Annotated in this window: 18 protein-coding genes and 1 other annotated feature; all 18 genes read right to left on the bottom strand. The window is 49.3% G+C overall.

Annotated features, from left to right (window positions below; all coding sequences use genetic code 11):
* Nucleotides 1-12: 12 nt before the first annotated feature.
* Nucleotides 13-807 carry a TIGR00282 family metallophosphoesterase gene (locus HF569_RS01395; RefSeq protein ID WP_168901056.1) on the bottom strand — a complete coding sequence of 265 codons (795 nt, stop codon included), beginning with the start codon at nt 805-807 and terminating at the stop codon, nt 13-15.
* A gap of 278 nt (nt 808-1,085) precedes the next feature.
* A complete protein-coding gene (rny, locus tag HF569_RS01390; RefSeq protein WP_168849836.1) occupies nt 1,086-2,645 on the bottom strand; it encodes a ribonuclease Y in 1,560 nt (519 codons plus the stop codon).
* A gap of 242 nt (nt 2,646-2,887) precedes the next feature.
* On the bottom strand, nt 2,888-4,015 hold the full coding sequence (gene recA / locus HF569_RS01385; RefSeq protein WP_168901055.1) for a recombinase RecA: 1,128 nt from the start codon (nt 4,013-4,015) through the stop codon (nt 2,888-2,890).
* A 90-nt stretch (nt 4,016-4,105) separates the two neighbouring features.
* Nucleotides 4,106-5,356, bottom strand: coding sequence for a competence/damage-inducible protein A (locus tag HF569_RS01380; protein ID WP_168901054.1), 1,251 nt, complete (start codon nt 5,354-5,356; stop codon nt 4,106-4,108).
* Between the two features lie 360 nt (nt 5,357-5,716).
* The gene (gene pgsA, locus HF569_RS01375; protein WP_168901053.1) at nt 5,717-6,304 is read right to left on the bottom strand and encodes a CDP-diacylglycerol--glycerol-3-phosphate 3-phosphatidyltransferase; all 588 of its coding nucleotides are present in this window, start codon (nt 6,302-6,304) and stop codon (nt 5,717-5,719) included.
* A gap of 69 nt (nt 6,305-6,373) precedes the next feature.
* Nucleotides 6,374-7,309 carry a helix-turn-helix domain-containing protein gene (locus tag HF569_RS01370; protein ID WP_168901052.1) on the bottom strand — a complete coding sequence of 312 codons (936 nt, stop codon included), beginning with the start codon at nt 7,307-7,309 and terminating at the stop codon, nt 6,374-6,376.
* Between the two features lie 112 nt (nt 7,310-7,421).
* Nucleotides 7,422-8,711, bottom strand: coding sequence for an EF-P 5-aminopentanol modification-associated protein YfmH (yfmH, locus tag HF569_RS01365; protein WP_332870947.1), 1,290 nt, complete (start codon nt 8,709-8,711; stop codon nt 7,422-7,424).
* On the bottom strand, nt 8,701-9,981 hold the full coding sequence (yfmF, locus tag HF569_RS01360) for an EF-P 5-aminopentanol modification-associated protein YfmF (protein ID WP_168901050.1): 1,281 nt from the start codon (nt 9,979-9,981) through the stop codon (nt 8,701-8,703). The genes yfmH and yfmF overlap by 11 nt, the downstream gene beginning before the upstream one ends.
* Before the next feature lie 200 nt (nt 9,982-10,181).
* Nucleotides 10,182-11,036 (bottom strand): amino acid ABC transporter substrate-binding protein, encoded by an 855-nt coding sequence (locus HF569_RS01355; RefSeq protein ID WP_168850307.1) that lies wholly within the window; start codon nt 11,034-11,036, stop codon nt 10,182-10,184.
* A 13-nt stretch (nt 11,037-11,049) separates the two neighbouring features.
* Complete coding sequence (locus HF569_RS01350) at nt 11,050-11,685, bottom strand: amino acid ABC transporter ATP-binding protein (protein ID WP_168901049.1); 636 nt, start codon at nt 11,683-11,685, stop codon at nt 11,050-11,052.
* Between the two features lie 18 nt (nt 11,686-11,703).
* Nucleotides 11,704-12,345, bottom strand: a complete 642-nt coding sequence (locus tag HF569_RS01345) for an amino acid ABC transporter permease (RefSeq protein ID WP_168850309.1) — start codon at nt 12,343-12,345, stop codon at nt 11,704-11,706.
* Between the two features lie 171 nt (nt 12,346-12,516).
* Nucleotides 12,517-12,744 (bottom strand) — a binding site (T-box leader).
* 278 nt (nt 12,745-13,022) lie between these two features.
* Entirely contained in the window at nt 13,023-13,829 is an 807-nt protein-coding gene (gene minD / locus HF569_RS01340; protein ID WP_168850310.1) for a septum site-determining protein MinD, read from the bottom strand.
* Nucleotide 13,830: 1 nt separating this feature from the next.
* Nucleotides 13,831-14,502, bottom strand: a complete 672-nt coding sequence (locus HF569_RS01335) for a septum site-determining protein MinC (RefSeq protein WP_168850311.1) — start codon at nt 14,500-14,502, stop codon at nt 13,831-13,833.
* Nucleotides 14,503-14,520: 18 nt separating this feature from the next.
* Nucleotides 14,521-15,042, bottom strand: coding sequence for a rod shape-determining protein MreD (gene mreD, locus HF569_RS01330; RefSeq protein WP_168901048.1), 522 nt, complete (start codon nt 15,040-15,042; stop codon nt 14,521-14,523).
* Nucleotides 15,043-15,054: 12 nt separating this feature from the next.
* Nucleotides 15,055-15,906 carry a rod shape-determining protein MreC gene (gene mreC, locus HF569_RS01325; RefSeq protein WP_168901047.1) on the bottom strand — a complete coding sequence of 284 codons (852 nt, stop codon included), beginning with the start codon at nt 15,904-15,906 and terminating at the stop codon, nt 15,055-15,057.
* A gap of 84 nt (nt 15,907-15,990) precedes the next feature.
* Nucleotides 15,991-16,995, bottom strand: coding sequence for a rod shape-determining protein (locus tag HF569_RS01320; protein ID WP_057733437.1), 1,005 nt, complete (start codon nt 16,993-16,995; stop codon nt 15,991-15,993).
* Nucleotides 16,996-17,149: 154 nt separating this feature from the next.
* Nucleotides 17,150-17,815, bottom strand: a complete 666-nt coding sequence (locus HF569_RS01315) for a JAB domain-containing protein (protein WP_168901046.1) — start codon at nt 17,813-17,815, stop codon at nt 17,150-17,152.
* A gap of 638 nt (nt 17,816-18,453) precedes the next feature.
* On the bottom strand, nt 18,454-19,773 hold the full coding sequence (locus tag HF569_RS01310; protein WP_168901045.1) for a bifunctional folylpolyglutamate synthase/dihydrofolate synthase: 1,320 nt from the start codon (nt 19,771-19,773) through the stop codon (nt 18,454-18,456).
* Nucleotides 19,774-19,883 lie beyond the last annotated feature (110 nt).

Here is a 19,883-nt window from a genome sequence, read left to right as displayed (position 1 = left end):
ACTTCAAAAAAATTAACTTTGGTACGGGTGTTGCGGGCTGATTAGGATCGAGTGAATCCGAGTGGCGTGGCCCGTCTTGTCATTCAAATCAATCACACAACCGGATAAGAGCCCCGCGCCCTTTTCTTGTACGGTGTAGCGGGTCGGCCGTTGATTCTCGAAGCGTTCAATGACGCTGTCCGCTTGCATCCCTAAGATGCTGTCAGCAGGACCAGTCATCCCTGCTTCCGTTAGAAAGGCCGTCCCGTGTTTGAGAACTTGTGCATCACTCGTCTGAACGTGGGTGTGTGTCCCCACCACTGCGGACAACTGCCCATCGTAACGCATCGCAAAGGCGCGTTTTTCACTTGTCGTCTCGGCGTGAAAGTCAACAAAGACAAAGTCCGTGTCCAATTCTGGCAGTAACGCTTGCATCTTAGCAAAGGGATCATCCATGGGGTTCATGAAGACCCGTCCCTGCAGGTTAACCACTGCTAACACTTGTTGATTAACCTTAACCTTCGTCCAGCCCTGTCCCGGGGTATCGCCCGGAAAATTTGCTGGCCGTACTAGGCGGTTCGCACCACCAATAAAGTCATAAAGCTCGGCGTTATCCCACGTATGATTTCCCATGGTAACCACGTCTGCCCCATCTTTCAGCAGTTGCTTATAAATATTGTGACTGATCCCCCGGCCAACTGGGGTAGAATTTTCCCCATTGACGATGGTGACTTGCGGTTTAAGATCCCGCTTGAGCTGTGGCAAGTACTCATGAATCATGTCCACACCAATATTTCCAACAACATCACCAACAAAAAGAATACGCATCTTCGTTCCCCTATCTGTGACCCCACATGGGCCCTCATTAACCGGTTTAACCGATATTTTTAATGAACGGCGCCGACGGAAAACCGCCCAGACCGCTCTGCTGATTCCAACTTAATCTTGCCAAAGGGTCGGTGGCACTAACTAACCACTCGCCAGCCGCCCCTTGAGCGCTCTATCTAACTTATTCGCTTCTATAAATTGCATACGGTCTATTTTACCATGGATTACCCTGTAATGACGTAAAAAAGCTAGGACCGAAATGGCCTAGCTTCTCTGACTTATTTCGCATATTCAACTGACCGGACTTCCCGAATGACGGAAACTTTGACGTGACCTGGATAATCCAAGTCGCCTTCAATTTGTTTCTTAATGTCTCGTGCCAAGACAACGGCATCCGTATCGGAAATCTTCTCTGGCCGCACGATAACTCTCACTTCACGTCCCGCCTGAATGGCAAAACTATGATCAACCCCATCAAAGGCGTTGGCGATAGTTTCTAACTTATCGAGGCGATGAATGTAGCTTTCAAGAGAATCAGAGCGTGCGCCTGGCCGGGTGGCTGAGATCAAATCAGCTGTCCCCACCAGTTCCGCAATCACAGACTGCGGCGCCGTTTCATCCGCTTGTGAGGCGATGGCATTTACAACAACGGGACTCTCACGATACTTCTTTGCGAGCTCCATTCCTGTCGTAATGTAAGAACTATCGTCTTCATGTTCAGCGGCGCGGCCAATATCATGTAATAATCCTGCACGTTTTGCTAACGTAGCATCTTCACCGAGTTCGGCGGCTAAGACCCCAGTGATCTTGGCAACTTCAATTGAATGGGCTAAAGCATTTTGCCCATGAGAAATGCGGAAATTCAAGCGGCCGACCAGCTTGATCAATTCGGGGTGCATCGAATGAATCCCGAGATCAAAGGTCGTCTGCTCACCAAGCTCCCGAACATGTTCGTCCAGTTCTTTCTTCGCCTTAGCCACCATCTCTTCAATCCGGGCAGGATGAATCCGGCCGTCTTGAATCAATTTCTCCAAAGCAATCTTGGCAACTTCTCGCCGCAAGGGATCAAATCCACTTAATACAACCGCTTCAGGGGTATCATCAATAATTAAATCAATCCCTGTTAGCGTTTCCAGCGTCCGAATGTTCCGACCTTCACGACCGATGATTCGGCCCTTCATATCGTCATTTGGCAACGTGACCACTGAAATCGTGGTTTCGGTCACCATATCGGCAGCGCTACGTTGGATCGCCGACACAATCAGATCCTTGGCATTAGCCTCGGCTGTCTTGCGAGCTGATTCTTCGCTTTCCTTAATCATCTTTGCCCGTTCACCTGCCAGAGCCGTCTTCGCCTCTGAAATAATCAGGTCACGTGCATCATCCTGGGATAAAGCAGCCACAGCTTCCACTGCAGCTTGCCGTTTTTCAATCAGTGAGTCTGCTTGTTGTTGCTTTTTCGCTAAATTCTGTTCCTCACCACTAAGTTTCTTATCGCGGCGGTTCAACGAATTTTCCCGTTTTTCCAGTGAATTATCCTTCCGGTCTAACGTTTCTTCCCGTTGAATCAAGCGGTCCTCTTGCTTCTGAACTTCGGCACGTCGTTCTTTCAGCTCCTGTTCAACTTCCGCCCGATACTTATGACTGTCCTCTTTAGCCTCTAATAGCGCTTCTTTAGTAGCAGTCTCAGCTTGCTTCTTGGCTTCGGCAAGTACACCTTGAGCAGTGTACTTGGCAGCATCTAGCTTGCGTTCATGGACCGTTTTTCGATAGTAATAACCGCCCACGACACCAACAACGATAGCGATGATTGCGAGGATTATAATTGGAACACTCATGATTCCACCTCCGCATCATCAAAAATGACTAATTTAAAATCAGACTTTTCAAGATGTTGATATGATAACTGACGCAACTTCAATTTTAATGGTTGCCTGCAACGCTGTCAACTAAACTCCTCGGAAACTGCGCCCAAAATCATCGTGGTTGAGCTGTCCCATTTTTAGAAGTGTCGCGACCAGTCCTGGCAAACTGTGAGGTACAGAAAAAGGCTTGGAGACACTACTCCAAGCCCCATCGCTTATTTAGATTGTGGTTTATTCGGAATTAATTCACTCTGTTGCGTATTGGGCTTCTTGCCCGTTTTACCGGCCTTGGCCGTATCTTTATCCTTATCAGCGGCATCCGTCTTGGTGGCCTCTGGCGCATCTTCGCCATCGACGTTAACCCCATATGCTGTCCGCACACGCGTGTTAACTTCAGCCATCATATCAGGGTGATCAGCCAAGTACTTCTTGGCGTTCTCACGTCCTTGACCAATCCGGTCTTCACCATAGGAGTACCATGACCCACTCTTATCGATGATATCTTTTTCAACCGCCATGTCCAGCAGTTCACCAGTTTGTGAAATGCCTTGGCCATACATGATATCAACTTCAGCCCGCTTAAATGGTGAAGCAACCTTGTTCTTGACGACCTTGATCCGGGTCCGGTTCCCAATGACGTCGGTGCCGTCTTTGATCTGTTCTGCTCGCCGAACCTCTAGCCGAACCGTCGCATAGAACTTCAGTGCCCGACCACCAGGCGTGGTTTCAGGGTTACCAAACATAACCCCAACTTTTTCCCGAATTTGGTTAATGAAAAGAGCAATGGTCTTCGTCTTATTGATCGAACCTGAAAGCTTCCGCAAAGCTTGTGACATCATCCGGGCTTGTAACCCCACGTGAGCGTCACCCATTTCCCCTTCAATTTCAGCACGCGGAACCAGAGCGGCAACGGAATCGACAACGACGATGTCAATCGCACCACTGGTGATCAAAGCATCCGCAATTTCCAGTCCTTGTTCACCAGTATCTGGTTGGGACAAAAGCAAGCTGTCAATATCGACACCTAATGCCGTTGCGTAGGCTGGATCCAAAGCGTTTTCAGCATCAATATAAGCAGCCGTACCGCCACGCTTCTGAACTTCAGCAACCGCGTGCAAAGCCACCGTCGTCTTCCCTGAAGATTCTGGTCCGTAAATTTCAACGATCCGTCCGCGTGGGTAGCCACCGACTCCCAACGCCACATCCAGAGCTAACGAGCCAGAGGGCACCGTTTCCACCTGCATATTGGTGTTGTCACCTAACCGCATAATGGAGCCCTTACCAAAGTCTTTTTCAATTTTCTTTAGCGCCTTATCCAGCGCCGCTTGTCGTTCGTCAGCCATCCAAATCCTCCTTAGGTGCGTTACATTTCAAGTAATACTATACCGATTATTATCACAAAAAGCAAGCAAAAAGAGAACAAAAGTTCCCCTTCATTTTTGATCCCGCAAAATCCGGCGCAACCAATCTAAAGCCTGCATCACTGCTCGTTCCCGAATTTTAGCGCGATTCCCCGTCAAGTGAAGCAACTTCGCTTGGGGTGCGTGATCACGCTGCGCCAAGCCCAGCCAAACGGTACCAGCCGGCTGGCCCTCCAGTGCGTCTGGACCGGCCACTCCCGTGAAGCTGACGGCAAAGTCCGTCGCTAACTTTTGACGGGAACGTTCAGCCATCTCCTTAGCGGTGGCTTCACTCACGACACCTGCCGTATCAATGACCTGTTGTGGAACCCCCAACAAATCGTGCTTGGCGGCGTTGGCATAGGTCACGAAGCCCCCAGGAAAGACCGCTGAGACCCCCGGAACGTCACCCAGCGTACTTTGGAACTTTCCCGCCGTCAAACTTTCCGCTGCCGTAATCGTCAATTGCCGGTCAATCAGAGTCTGGACCACCACCTGCGCTAAGCTATTATCGTCACCATAACCGTACAGGTAGTCGCCAACGCGATCTTGGATTATCGCGGTCATACGATCTAACAACTGCTGTCCTGCCGCGGTTGATTGCGCGGTTGCCGTCAGCCGTAGGGTCACTTCGTTAACCTTGGCGTACGGGGCAATCGTCGGATTCGTCTGTTGATCGATCAGGTCAGCCAGCCGAGTGACCAGGTCAGCTTCACCAATCCCAAAGAAACGCAGTACCCGTGACACTAGGAATTCCTGTCGATGGTACGCCGCCTTTAACCGTGGTAAGGCTTCATTTTCAAACATGGGTTCCAATTCACTAGGCGGTCCAGGAAGCAACATGAGATCTGCGCCGTGCGGGTCGCGATAGAATGAGCCCACGGCCATCCCCGTGGTATTCTTCAGGCGTTCACTGCCCGCCAAATAGAGCGCTTGTAGCCGATTATTAGGCGTTAACTGTTGTCCTGTAGTCGCAAAATGCTGTTGGATTTTGGCCATTGCCGGTTGATCTTCCACCAATTTAACGCCCAGTAGCTGGGCCACCGTCTGCTTGGTTAGATCATCCTTGGTCGGTCCCAGTCCCCCGCTAATGATCACCAAATCACTCCGCGACCGGGCCTGATTCACGACATCTGTCAGCCGATCAGCGTTGTCACCCACCAGTGAATGATAGTAAACCTCAATACCAGCGTCGGCTAACCCTTGGGCAATATAAGCGGAATTGGTATCCACCACCTGTCCGAGCAAGATTTCAGTTCCTACCGCAATAATCTCTGCTTGCATGCTACCCCTCCTGGAGGTTCCACCACTTAACTCCGTTATTTAACCGGAAAAATTCGTCAAAACCTCATTTTTTATCTTTTTTACGCATTATTGATCAAACGACACTTCCCTAGCATACCACCGAATGCGCTCTATGACCGCTAATTACCTCGACAATCTCACTAGGACAAATGAGAGTGGGACAAAAGGCGGTTAGTCAATGAGCATGAACGGCGCTTCGATAGCCGAATAATCCCGGGCTTGGATTGTTTGGCTATCGGGGTTAAGCGGAGTTGACTGCCTTTGGTTCCACGTTTCGGCCATATACGTTCGGAGCGCAAAAAGAGTCTGGGGGTTTCGTCCCAGACTCCGTCACTGATTTTATTCCGCTGAAGAATCTGCAAAAACCTGTCGATTTTGAACAAAGTAGTCAATCCCAGAGTAAATCGTAAAGAACAGGCAAATGTAGAAGAAGATCAACGCCATTGGAATGTGAATTGTGCCAAAACCAATGTTATTCAAGAGCAAGAGGATAATCCCCACCATTTGTGTTGTGGTCTTAATCTTTCCAGGCCAAGCAGCCGCCAGGACTCGACCACCGGTTTCAACCACGATGAGTCGTAACCCCGTGACCGCCAATTCACGGCAGACGATGATTGCCACTCCCCAAGCCGGCACCGCGCCCATCTCAACCAATAAGATAAATGCAGTCATCACAATCATCTTGTCGGCCAACGGATCAGCAAACTTACCGAAATTCGTCACTAAATGTTGGCGCCGGGCAATTTGTCCATCCAAGAAATCGGTGATCGATGCCGCTGCAAACACAATTGCGCCTAAGACCTGGGTAACCGGAATCGTCGTCCCTAACCACACGACGTTGCCCCAGTTCAAGGGCAGTACTAACAGCAACAGAAATACGGGAATCAGAATAATGCGCACAATAGTTAAGCGATTTGGAACATTCACAACGATTTCCTCCTTAAGTCTCTCTCACAAAAAAAGCGTGCCGGTCGCCACGGACCGACCCGCTTTAACTTATTTGAATTCCAAAGTAACGGTTTGGACTTGACTAGTCGTCGTACTGCTACTGGTTGTGCCCGTGGTCGTCGTATCGGACGAACTGTTAGAGGCGTCACTCGTAGCCGTAGCTGAGGCAAAGTTAAACGTCTTGCCATCAACCTTCACCTTAGTCGCAGGTGCATTACCAAACTTAAACGTCACGCTCGTAGCAGAGCTTGGAATGGTCATGGTATGCGACGTTGAAGAGGATAACATCCCTTGCCAACTCGTTGCCCCGTTAACCGTCACGGAAGCCCAAGCACTGCCACTGGCAGATAAGGCGACCTTAGGCTTGGAAGCGGCGTTCTTCATCTCCCAAGTTGATCCAGACGTCGTCGAACTTAATTGCTTAAAGCTGGCCGTCTTTTGCTTGGATGAAGACTTCGATGACGTGCTGCTTGACTTAGATGAACTGTGACTGGACGATTGATTAGAACTGCCAGAAACGCTCACTGAGCTGCTGTCAACGTTGTCCTTCTTGGTGTTGCTGCCATTATGCGCAGCCGCAACCCAGATGCCCACTAAGACAACCAACACCACGATGACAATCCCGATAACCGGAATGGTCCGGCGTAATTTAACGTACCGATCGTCAACCTTGCGTTGTTGCGAGCGGGTTTCGGGATTATTCTCATTCACTTTATCAACATATTCCTGGGTCTGGGTGCTTGGCAACGCACTATCAAATTGCTTTAACAATTCAGCCCCATCCAGATCGACCATATCTGCATACTGCTTAATAAAGGCCCGCACGTAAAAGTCGCCGGGAAGTTCATCAAAGTTTTGATCCTCAATCGCAATGAGGTAACGCTTCTGAATCTTAGTCGTCTGTTGCAAGTCGTCCAACGTGAAGCCCTTAGCGATCCGGGCATCCCGCAGTGTTTTCCCCAATGTTATTTTATTTTCACTCATTATAAATTCTCCACCTGTTCAAAATTTCTCTACTAGCAGTATAGCATAGGCATCCCGTCATTTTCACGGACAGGCCCCAGATTTCATGATTTAACCGTTTCTTAACTTCCAGTTAGGGCAAGATGGTGTACACCGTTTGCTTAGCCTGGGCCAAGAAATCATGGGCCGCAGCGAGTAATTCATCAAAACTCAGCGCTTCTAAAATAGCCAACTCATCAAAAATAGTTGCCCCATCAAATAATGGGCCATCGTATTGATTAGCAATTCCTTCAACTGAATTGATGGCACCCACAATTCGGCCAACCGCCTCACGCTTGACCAGGTCAAACTGTGGCTGTGCCGCCTTCAACTGGGCTGGCGCATCCGTAAGAATTGCGGAAAGTTCACTGGCAAATTGCTCTGGCTGATCCGTATCCCCGGCCAACTGGGCAAAATGAGCACCCCGCTGAACTTGAAAATCATAGCCGAAGCTATCATCAATGATATTTGCATCATACAGCCGCAAGTAATTGTCGCTCGTGTCGTTGAACAACAGGTCAAACATCAGGGATACCGCGATACTATACCGTAGCCCAGCGAAGCCCGCTGGTACGTTGTCGAATCCCCGCAACCCAATGCTGACCTTAGGCCGAGACACCGTCAGCTGACGCGTGGTCTGCGCCACAATATCAGCTGGTGATGCCTGAGGTGAAGGAATTCGGGTGATCGGTTCGTTAGGCGCAAACGTTTTACCCTCCTGATTAGCCGTAATCCACGCCAACGTCTGGTCGGGATCCAATTGTCCCACGACAATTAAGCTCATATTGCTAGGATGATAGAACGTCTGATAGGCAGCGTACAAATCGTCCGCCGTAATGCGATCAATCGAGTCAACTGTTCCGGCAATATCAATGTGCAACGGTTCCTTAGGGTACAGCTGGCCAATCATACCAAAGTAACTCTGCCAGCCGGGATCGTCATCGTACATCTGGATTTCTTGACCAATAATTCCCTTTTCTTTATTAACGGTAGCCGCCGTGAAGTAAGGATCCTGGACGAAATCCAATAAGATTTCCAAATTCTCCTTCAGATGGCTCGTCGTCGCAAACAGGTAACTCGTTTGCGTAAAGCCAGTAAACGCATTGGCGCTGGCCCCATACTTGCCAAATAAGTCAAAGGCGTCGTGGTCCTGCTTCTCGAAGAGCTTGTGTTCCAAGAAGTGAGCAATCCCATCAGGAAAACGGACGGCTTCCTTTTGTCCCCGCGGAACGAACTCATTGTCCATCGCCCCGTAATTCGTCGTCATGATGGCAAAAGTCTTATGAAAGCCCGCTTTGGGTACCATCAACACTTTCAGACCGTTGGCTAACGTCGTCTGGTAGACGGTTTCACCCAACCGTTCATAATTTTTCTTACTTAGCACCCTGCACACCTCCGTGTAAGCAGTACGTTGCCTGCAGCGTGACTTGCTGAGCCACTCGTGACACATCGGCCACGGTAATTGCTGCCAGCTTCTCCTGCCATGATTCTAGTGGTTCATGTAAATGCGTTAGCTGGGTATTTAACAAGCCCGTCAACCGGCGCTGGGGACTGTCTAACGCTGCTAGCCGCGCATTGAGCAGACTAGCCTTTACTTCAGCTAACAATTTTTCAGATAATTCACCGCGTTGAACAGCCGTTAACTGCTCCGCGATGATCGCCATCACCCGTTGTTGATTTTCCGCTTGAATCCCCGTCTGGACAACCAGAGTTCCCGTAAACGGATTATAACTGCTGCTAGCATAGTAAGCGAGGCTCGCCTTCTCCCGTACGTTGGTAAAGAGTAGCGAGAGTGGCGTCCCACCGAAGGCCGCATTGAAGACCACCGCTGCCAGAAAATCATCATCATCACGATAAATCGGCAGTTGGTAGGCCAAGTTAAGTTTGGCTTGCACAACGGGGGCTTCATCGTCACCGTTTTGAACCTGATCCCGCAGTTGCCAACGGTAGTAAGGATCTGTGTCCCCAATCGACCGATCAGCCAACGGCCAGTCTGCAACGGCTGCTTTGGCCCGCTCCTCAGTGACATCGCCGACCACCGCAACGTGTACGGCATCGTGCGCCAACATGTCGTGGTAAGTCTGGAGAATATCCGTTGCTGACAAATCGTTCAAGACGTGCGTATCTCCCAAGGCACTCATCGCCTGGGTGGGTTGCCCGGTAAAGAGCAACTCTTGTAGGCGGCGATTAGCCAAGTACTGTTTATCATCATCCAAAGACTTGATGGCCGTCAATAAATTCTGCCGTTGCTGCGTAAACGTCGTGGGCTCAAACTGACCGCCAGGCAACAGGGGGGCAAATAAGACTTCTCGTAATAACGCCATTCCCTGCTCAAATAGCGGTTGCTGGGCCGTAAAGTGATCCAGATATTGTTCATCAACTAACGAACAAGTCAGGCGAATCACATGCTTGGTCCCTAGTTTCAGCACACTAATGCCAAAGCTAGCACCGTATAGTCGTGACAATTCCCGTGCCAGTGCCGTCTGTGTCGGATATTTCGCCGTACTGGTCTCTAATACCTGAGCCAATAGCGCACGGGCAGTGATCGCCGTAGCCTGAAGTGGGGCCACAAAATCCACCTTGATCCCAATAGTTTTAAATTGTTTTGTGGGCAACAAATCCAAGGTTACCCCGTCTTTTATGCGAAAGTGCACGCGCAATTGCCTCCTCTAGCAAAATACTAATCGGTGTTTAATTCTAAAGGAACCACGCCGCAAATACAAGCGACGACTGTGTTGAAGTGACGGTTAGGTCGGTGATCGCGTTACCCGCTAGTTGCCCAGTGGCACACGCTTTCCCCACCAAAATTTGGCGATAAAAAAATGGCTGAGACTTTTGTCCCAACCACTCGACATTACTTGGTCTTCAACAGTGGCGTGTCAACGTGACTGCCGAACCATTTTTCATTAATCTTTTGTAACTGACCATCAGCTGCCAATCGCTTTAGACCCGTATTAATCTTTTGGCGTAACGTCCGATCGCCCTTTCGCATTCCCACGGCAAATTGTTCTTTCGGGAAACTCCCAACCGTGACGCGGTAGTCTTCAGGGTGGGCTTGGTGTTTGATGTAGTAGTTAGCATACGTACTGTCAATCAATAACCCCTTAATCCGGCCAACGTTCAAATCAATAAAGGCATTCGTAAAGGAATCATACGTGACGGCATCATGATTCTTAATCCGATCCTTCAATAACTTAGGATACGTCTCAATATCATTGGCTCCCGATGACCCCGTTTGCGCGCCCAGAACCTTACCCGTCATATCCTGATAAGAGGTAATGTGGTTCTTCTTCAACGTGACCAGTACCTGATCATTATTCAAATACGTATCCGAGAAAGCCACTTGCTTGGCCCGTTGCGGAGTGATGGAAAAGCCGTTCCAGATCAGGTCAATCGTCCCATTATGCAATTCGGTCACGTTCATATTCCAATCAATTGATTGAAAATCTACTTTGATCCCATATTGCTTGAAGACTGCCCGGGCGAGATCAATATCATAGCCTACGAGCCGCCCACTTTTCTCGCGGAACCCCATTGGCACGAAACTGTCATCTAGTCCAATCACCACTCGCTTTTTCTTCTGAATGGTTGACCAAGTATCCTGCGTATTCGCCCGTTGGGTCACATTCGTCCCACAGCTAGCTAACGTTGCGGCGACGCCAACCAAGAGCACAGCCAGCACAACCCAGCGTAATTTTTTAAATTTCATGCGTGGTGCCTCCCTACTCTTTTGGTTCAACCCGTAACATCTGATCGGCAATCGACTCGGCGAACGGCATATCGTGGGTCACGACAATCTGGGTCATCCCTTCTCGTTTAAGCTTCAGAATGATCTCTTCCACTTCACGACGTAAGTCAGGGTCTAACGCAGACGTGGGTTCATCGTAACACAGGAGTTTCGGGTGCATGGCTAGAGCTCGCACAATGGCTACCCGTTGCTTCTGCCCCCCAGACAATTCGTATGGGAACAGGTCCGCCTTGCCACCTAGATTTAACCGCTCCAAGAGTGCGCGGGCTTCCTTCTCAGCATCCGCTGCCGAACGTTTCAAGACCATCGTCGGTGCCAAGACCACATTTTGTAAGACGGTCAGGTTCGGAAACAGCTGAAAATCTTGAAAGACCACGCCGATCACGGCATCGTTGTCGCGATTGGTAGCGGGATCAAAGGCCTGCCCATCCAAGAAGAATTTTCCGGAATCGACAACCTCTAACCCACTGATACAACGTAGTAAGGTCGTCTTCCCAGCGCCAGAGGGACCGACAATCGTTAAGATTTGCCCATCGGGTACTGTGAGATTGACCTGATCCAAGATGGTTTTGCCATCGAATTTTTTTGTAATGCCTTTAAGTTCTAACATGAATAAACCATCCTTTCTTTACCGCCAGTAACTGTAGTGCTTTTCTAAGCGTTTGAGAACCAGCGTGCAGACCGCCGTCAACAGCAGGTAAATGACCCCGACCAGGAGCATTGGAACCAACGTGACATCGCGCGCCATGGCAACATTTCCGGCCCGCAATAGGTCGCCTAATCCGATGACGTAAACCAGTGATGAATCCTTTACCAAATTAATCACTTCATTGCCAATGGAAGGTAACACAATTTTAACCACTTGGGGAATCACAATCTTGCGTAAAGTCTGCCATTTCGTCAACCGTAGCACCCGGGCACTTTCATATTGTCCCACTGGAATGGCTTGTAACCCACCCCGGAAGATTTCGGCAAAGTAGGCCGTGTAGTTCAAAATGAAGGCGAAGAGCGCAGCATCGTAACGGTTAAAGACAATCCCGATAATCGGCAACCCGTAAAAAACAAAAATTAATTGCAGTAACAAGGGGGTTCCCCGCATCAGCCAAACGTAGACGTTAATCAACCAAGTTAATGGCTTAAATCGGGTAATCATTCCTAATCCCACTAAAATTCCTAAGGGAACGGAAATGATTAGGGTCCAAAAGAATATGGATAACGTCATTCCGGTTCCGGAAATCAGCGATGGTAAAATCTGACTAACATAGTGCATAACAATTCTCCTCCTTCATCAACTCAAAAACGCCCTCTTGAGATTACTCTCAAGAGGGCGTTGGTCACGCGGTGCCACCTCATGTACTCGGCAGGCTCACGCCACACCGACTCACGGAGTTCCTTGCACTGCCATGACATAAAAAACGTCCCCTTAGACCCTAACTGGGTCTAAGAGGACGATCACATCGTGGTTCCACCTCAAATTTGTTAAGCCATCACTGACCTAACCTCGGCGAGTTGCAAGCAACTCCAGCTATAACGGGCTATCCCGGATCATCCTACTAGATTCAGACGACCAACTCACAGATGTGTTTCAGTTTGACAGAGTCACCCATTTCCATCAGCTGGGCTTTCTGTTGACACCTATCTAACTTACTCTTCTGTTCGACGTTTTTCGTTTCATTGACAATATACTACTTTTAATTTTCACAAACGTCAAGTCTAAATTGATATTTTCCTGAAAGTCATGCATGCGTCGTTCTATTTAGTCAGTAAGCGAACTTCTTACTGGCTTAGTAGAAAACCAATCTTGGAGACTCGGCACTTTCGAAGCTTCAAGGTGTGTTCGCACCGTTCCAGCCCATACCTGCCGACCAGTAAGACGAAAGAGCCACCATGTCACCTAATTTTAACGTCACGGTTGTTATTCGGAACTTCTAGCCTTCAGCTAACCGATTAGCCGCGATGGAACCAGCTGCTAACCTTGTGCCAGAAGCCGTCTGGTTCCTGATCTTCTAGCTTCATCAGTGGGACTGTCTCGCCCTCCAAACGACGGGCAACATTCCGGTAGCCTTGTGATGCTGCGTTATCCGCATCCATGACGATTGGCTCCCCATTATTGGACGTAGAAATGACCGCATCGTCATCAAAGATAATTCCTAGTAATTCAATCCCTAAGTGATGCGTAATTTCATCAATATCCATCATGGAGCCATCCTGCATCATATTCCGCCGAATCCGGTTGATCAGCAACCGTGGGGCCTGCGTCAATGGGTGTTGTTCCAACAGACCAACCACCCGATCAGCATCCCGCACAGCGGAAATTTCTGGTGTTGTCACGACAATTGCCGCGTCGGCACCCGCAACGGCGTTCATAAAGCCTTGCTCAATACCGGCTGGGCAATCAATCAACACGTAATCATAGTCCGGCTTTAATTCGTCAACGATCGCCTTAACCTGGTCCGGTTGTAGCGCCGTCTTATCCGTATTCTGTGCGGCAGGTAGGAGGTAAAGCTTATCATCAAATCGTTTGTCCTTAACCAGCGCCTGTGGTAGCTTGGCCCGGCCACTCGCAACGTCCACGATATCATAGATGATACGGTTATCTAAGCCTAAAACCACGTCCAAGTTACGTAACCCAATGTCCAAGTCCATCAGGCAAACGCGTTTACCCATCAGTGCCAATGCGGTTCCGATGTTGGCGCTAGTCGTCGTTTTACCGACACCACCCTTACCAGAGGTGATTACAATTGCTTTTCCCATTCTAAATTCCTCCAATCCGGTTGTACAATTTCGGATTAATCTTCTTTAATGCGCTGAGTTTACCATACGACAACACATGGAGGTCGTTAACATAAGCGATCGTTTGGCTAGAAGCGGCCACTTGATCCGGTTCGATAATATCAAATTGCTCAGCAATTCTGACTTGCTGGGCCGTTGATAAATCGCCCATGATTAATTTGGTCTCGTCATCGGGATATCCCGCCTGCAAGATACCACTCACGTCGCCCATTGAGAAAATATTTCCAGTTGTACAAAGCTTACCACCCTCGTGAATCGTCCCCAAAAAGAGGACGTCCCCTTGCATGGTCACGTCTTGCCCATTTCGAATCACTTTACTCAACAGATGGACGTTCTCACGTTCACGTAATTGAACGGCATCCGCAATAGTCATCACGTTCGCCGCAATCTTATGAATTTCAAACCGCGGGTACTTGCCGACCAACTGCTCGATTTGTGATTTTTCATCGGCGGTTAAAATGCGATCCTCAGTCAAGACGTCCAGTGAAACCTTCGTGGCTTCCATCGCCTTAGGATCCACATTCAAGTTTTCCAATAAAGTTCTTAAATCAGCCAGAATTTGTTCCATGCTCGCCGATTGTTTGAGCACCAAATCATAGCCGTTTTGAGTTCCCCGTAATACGGCAGCTTGCATAGCGTTCGTTCCCTTCACCTATTTTAACCAATTATACACCCCGCGAATCGGAAAATATAAGACGACAAACAGGGCTAAATTCAAAGCCAGCGTTGGTGCTAGTGTATTCACTAAAAAGGCACTACCAGACATCGACGTCATGTGGACCACCCGACTGGCTAAGAAGCTTAATGCTTCGACAATGGTGATGTCGATAAAGTAAATGAGCAAACCACTCAAAAAGTTGGGGCTGATGTACTTAACTAATTGACGCGTCACGTAAACCACCAGTGGGAACACAAAAATGTAGACCCCAAAGATTCCCGTATAGTAAAGGTCAAAGACGATCCCCACCACGACGGCCCACTTCACGAGTGGTATTGTCATATTTTCTTCAAACAACACCCCACAGACCAGCCATAAAACCACGAGATGGCTGATCATAACTGACGGCACACCAAACATTTGCGAACTAAAGACTTGGCTCAAACTACCGTCAAGAAACAACATTAAAAATAAACCGATTGGAAAACCAAAACGCATTTTAGATAATCGATACACGTCTTAGCCCCCTTATTGCTTCGTTACAGCAACTGTCACAATATTTAACTCACTCAAATCAGTTGCTGGCGTAATGTAAAGCTTGGTTGATAACCCATAATCATCACCCACGGACTTAGCCACCGTGCCGACGTACAGGCCCTTAGGCGTCACGCCACCTAAGCCACTGGTGACGACCTTGTCACCCTTACTGATCTTGGACTTAGTCGTCAAGTTGTTCATGGTAATCTGTCCCGTATCGGACTTGTAGCCGCTCAAGACACCGTTGACCGTCTTCCCGGACTTCGTGGTAATGGAGACGGCAAACCGGTTGGCGGAGTCATTATTATCGGTAATAAGTTCCACCTTGGAATTGGTCTTGTTGACTTCAGCAACCCGACCAACCAGACCAGAGCCAGACATCACCGGCATGTTTTTAACAACACCAGCGGAGGCCCCCTTGTTGATGATCACTTGGTTCTGCCACGACGACGGTGTCCGCGTAATCACCGCTGCACTAATCGCCGTATAATCCGTGAGGGAGTCATTCAACTTAAGTTGCGTTTTAAGCTGTTTGTTCTCCTTGGCTAGTGTTTGGTCCCGAACCTTAGTCTGGGCCAACTCACTCACCTGTTTCTTTAATTGCTGGTTTTCCTGATACGTGTTCAATAATTCCGAAATTGCGCTCACTGAACCGTGTAGCCCATTGGCAGGCAAGGCCACAACCCGATCGGCCAAGCCAACAATATCATTGCCGAATTGTTGGATCAGCGGTGGCGTGGATCGCTTGTTCCGGATAGCTACGGACACCGTCATCAAAGCAAAGCTAACAATCAAGCAAACAATGATAATCACCAGTCGCCGATTGAAAGAAAATTTCTGCATGTTTGACCTCCATCTTGTTCGCCAATCACCGTTTCATCATTGGCGTCACAATAAAGAAGCGGGAAGCTGCCTTCCCGCTAGTCCCTATTTTTTCTTCATGACATCGATACTCTTTAATGATTCCCCTGTCCCAGCTGCAACACAATCCAGTGGATCGTTTGCAATGGAAACTGGAACTTTGGTTGCATCGGCGATGACTTCCGATAGGTTCTTAAGTAAGGCGCCCCCACCAGTTAACACAATACCGTGGTCAATCACGTCAGCCGCGATTTCTGGTGAAGTCTCTTCTAAGGTTTCCTTGATGGCGGTAATGACATCTTGGACTGGTTCCTGAATAGCCTTGGCAACGTCTACAGCTGAGACTTCCACGGCCTTAGGTAAACCGGAGACCAAGTCACGGCCACGAATCGTTGCGCCTTCAATCTTGTCAGCTTCTTCAACAGAAGCGGAACCAATATCCATCTTCAGCTTTTCAGCAGTCCGTTCACCGATTAATAGGTTAAAGTTAGACCGCACGTAAGTGGCAATCGCGTCATCCAACTTATCACCGGCCACCCGAATCGAGCGGCTCGAAACGATACCGCCCAGAGAGATCGTTGCAACATCGGTAGTTCCCCCACCCATGTCAACAACCATGCTTCCAGTAGGATCCATGACCGGTAACCCGGCCCCGATAGCTGCTGCAAATGGTTCTTCAATCACATAAGCGTCACGTGCACCCGCAACCCGCGTTGCATCGATGACCGCGCGCTTTTCAACTTCTGTTACACCGCTAGGCACACAAACCATGACGTAAGGCTTACCGCTAGACTTACCAACCGTCTTTTCGATGAAGTACTTCATCATCGCAACAGTCGTATCGTAGTCTGCAATCACCCCATCCTTCATGGGCCGAATGGCTACAATGCTAGCCGGCGTCCGACCAATCATTGCACGCGCGTCTTCACCAACGGACACAATTTCCCCAGACTTTGTGTTCTTGGCGACAACAGAAGGTTCGCGTAGAACGATTCCCTTACCGTCAACGTACACAATAGTATTGGCGGTACCAAGATCAATTCCAATATTTTTCGTTCCTAATCCGAACACTGTGTTTCATCCCTTCATTGCCAACAAAATATTTATAGTTGTTTGTTTTATTCATTTTGATAGACGTATTATAACATACCTATCTACGTGAGAACACGTCGTCAACGTCAAGAATACCGAACTTTTAACGAGAAAGAAATAGCTAAAACCGATTTTAATCAGATTTTAAACCTTCTGATTGGTTGACCGTCTGTTCGAGTGGCAACATTTCCGCCTCACGTAGGCTAAAATAGCTCCGTAAACCAATGACAAAGCCATCTAGTAACGGAATTCCCATCAGCTGACCACAACGTGCCAACCGCCGCATAAATGCCAAATCATTAGTCGACGGCTTAGCCTGGCCGCTGGGATGATTATGAGCGACGACAATCGCCGCACCCCCAGCCAACACTGCCAGCCGAAAGATTTCGCGGGGATGCACCGGACAGCTGTCTAAAGTTCCCACAAAAACCGTTTGCCGTTCGATCACCTGATGGCGGGCATCTAGAATCAACGCCTCGAGCCGCTCCTGAGGCCGATACCGCAAATCATCCATCAAGCTCTCAGCAATCTGATGACTCGCCACCACGGTGCCATAGATGGGACGCGGCGCCCGCTGTGCCCACCTACCCAGCTCAATGGCCGTCAAGAGTGCCTGGCGCGCGGTATCCCCGCTGACATATTGCCGGCATTGACGCTGACTTGCATAACGCAGCGCCGCAACGCTATGAAAATAGCGAAAAAAACGTTCAACCTCTCGCAAATCGCTATGTCCCAATTGCCGAAGCACCCGACACACTAACTGGCGTTCATTATCTCTGGTTACTCTTTCTTGTCGCATCTACCTCAGCTCCCTTACAGATTAACTCCGTAAAGGCCACTGATTTATTTGTCGCTATCCAAATATTGACAGATAAGGTGTAATTCATGGCATTAACTTAGATTAACCTGGCCGCACTCCGGCTGCCAGGGATTCCGCCTGCTGTGGGGACGCTTCAGACTGGCAGATCACCAGTCTTCTCGCTCGATTTGAAGCCACGAAGCCCCCGTGCCTTCAAAGTCGCCCGTGCCGTAAAGCTGGCTGAAAAACGCCAGCCAACACCACTTTCACGGCCGGCTCCATCCCTGACCTCCTACGGCTCTGATTGTGCTTTACCACGAAATTTGTTGGAGAACCTAGCTACTCGACGTTCTCAGTTCGAGAGATAACGACTATGATAGTCAAGAGGTCAGTAGATAGGCGTTTAAACGTGTCGTGCTACTAAGCTTGCGGGCATTGATCTCACGTAGCCGTGAGTGAGTCAAATTTGAGCTCAGCCGTGGGATTTGCCGAGTGGTCTTCTTGGTAAATGGCATCTTTGAGACGTAATTTTTCGGCTCAAAGTGAGGTTCGAGACCGCCCTATGGCTCGAACCGTCCTCCCCACAGCGATCCAGCTCAAATCTGGCGAACGGCAAGGCGGCAAAGCCCACGATGTTCTTAATCGGTATCTTTGAAATACTGCCGCACCTCAGAAATGAAGTACAGCGATCCCGTCAACAATACCAAATCGTCGGCCGAGACATTCGTCAACACTTGCTTCAGCGCACTCGGCCAATCTGAGGCCATACTGATCCGTTTTTGTGAGGTCACGGCATCTTCCAATGCCTGGGGTGTCGCGGCTGCTCGCTTACCGGGTCCCTGAAATTGTGTGACCACGATATGCACGTTAGGCACCTTCAGTAGCGTCCGCACCATCTGGTCATATTGCTTGTCAGCCAACACGGCCAGCACAATATACACATCGTGCTGAGAGAAGTGCTGTCGCAGCAACTGCGCTAACTCCACCATTGCCGGCTCATTGTGCGCCCCATCAATGGCAATCAAGGGTTCAGTCGTTAGTCGCTCAAAGCGTCCCGGCCACGCCGTTTGCCGTAATCCCTGACGGATATCGGTAATCTCGATTGGTAAATGTCGCTGCTGATGATAGGTGATGAAGGCTGTGAGGGCCGTCGCCGCATTGTCAATCTGATACTGACCTAATAGATCAATCTCTAAGTGTTGCCAACGATGATCGCCCCAGGTATAGGCAAACCGTTCACCCCACGTCTCCGCCTTCGGTTGATTCTTAACGGTAAAGTCTCTCCCCAGCGCGCGCACGTCCGTCTGCTTACTTGCCGCCGTTTGGTCCATCACCGCCAAGGCATCCGGCGTTAACCGGCCGCAAATGACTGGAACGCCCGGCTTAATAATCCCCGCTTTTTGCGTCGCAATTTGTGGAATGGTATCACCCAAGAGTTTCATGTGATCCAGTCCAATCGTGGTAATCACTGAAACGGCGGGGGTGATAATGTTGGTCGAGTCGTACAACCCACCCAGCCCCACTTCTACGATCACGATATCGACCGGATGACTGGCGAAATAGCAAAACATGAGGGCCGTATCAATTTCAAACTCCGTTGGGCCCTCTTCCGCAAGCTCACGATCTAAGCGGGCTACCACTGGTTGAATTCGATTCACCATGGCAACCAGATCATCATCGCTGATTGGCACCCCGTCCGTACTAATCCGTTCATTAAACCGGGTGATAAATGGCGACGTGAAGGTCCCGACCGTTTGTCCCTCCGCCATGAATAAGTCGCGCAAGAAAGCCACGGTGGACCCCTTACCATTGGTCCCAGCAACGTGAATCATATTTAATTTTGCCTGCGGATCACCCAAAATATGCATAAACTGCCGCATACGATCCAGTGTCGGCTTCTTCTTAAACCGATCTCGACCGTGAATGAATTGCAGGGCTTCGGCATACGTTTCTACCAAATTGAAAACCTCCCGCGTGAGTCACTGCCTCTTAGTGTAGCAGATTTTTTAGCAAACGACCGACCAAAATTTCAGCGGCATCAGCCAGCACGACCGTGAAACTCTCAAGT

The sequence above is a fragment of the Levilactobacillus tujiorum genome, assembly GCF_012641185.1.
Taxonomy (GTDB): Bacteria; Bacillota; Bacilli; order Lactobacillales; family Lactobacillaceae; genus Levilactobacillus; species Levilactobacillus tujiorum.
The sequence above is the reverse complement of the archived record's forward strand: the minus strand, read 5'-3'. Positions and strand labels throughout refer to the sequence as shown.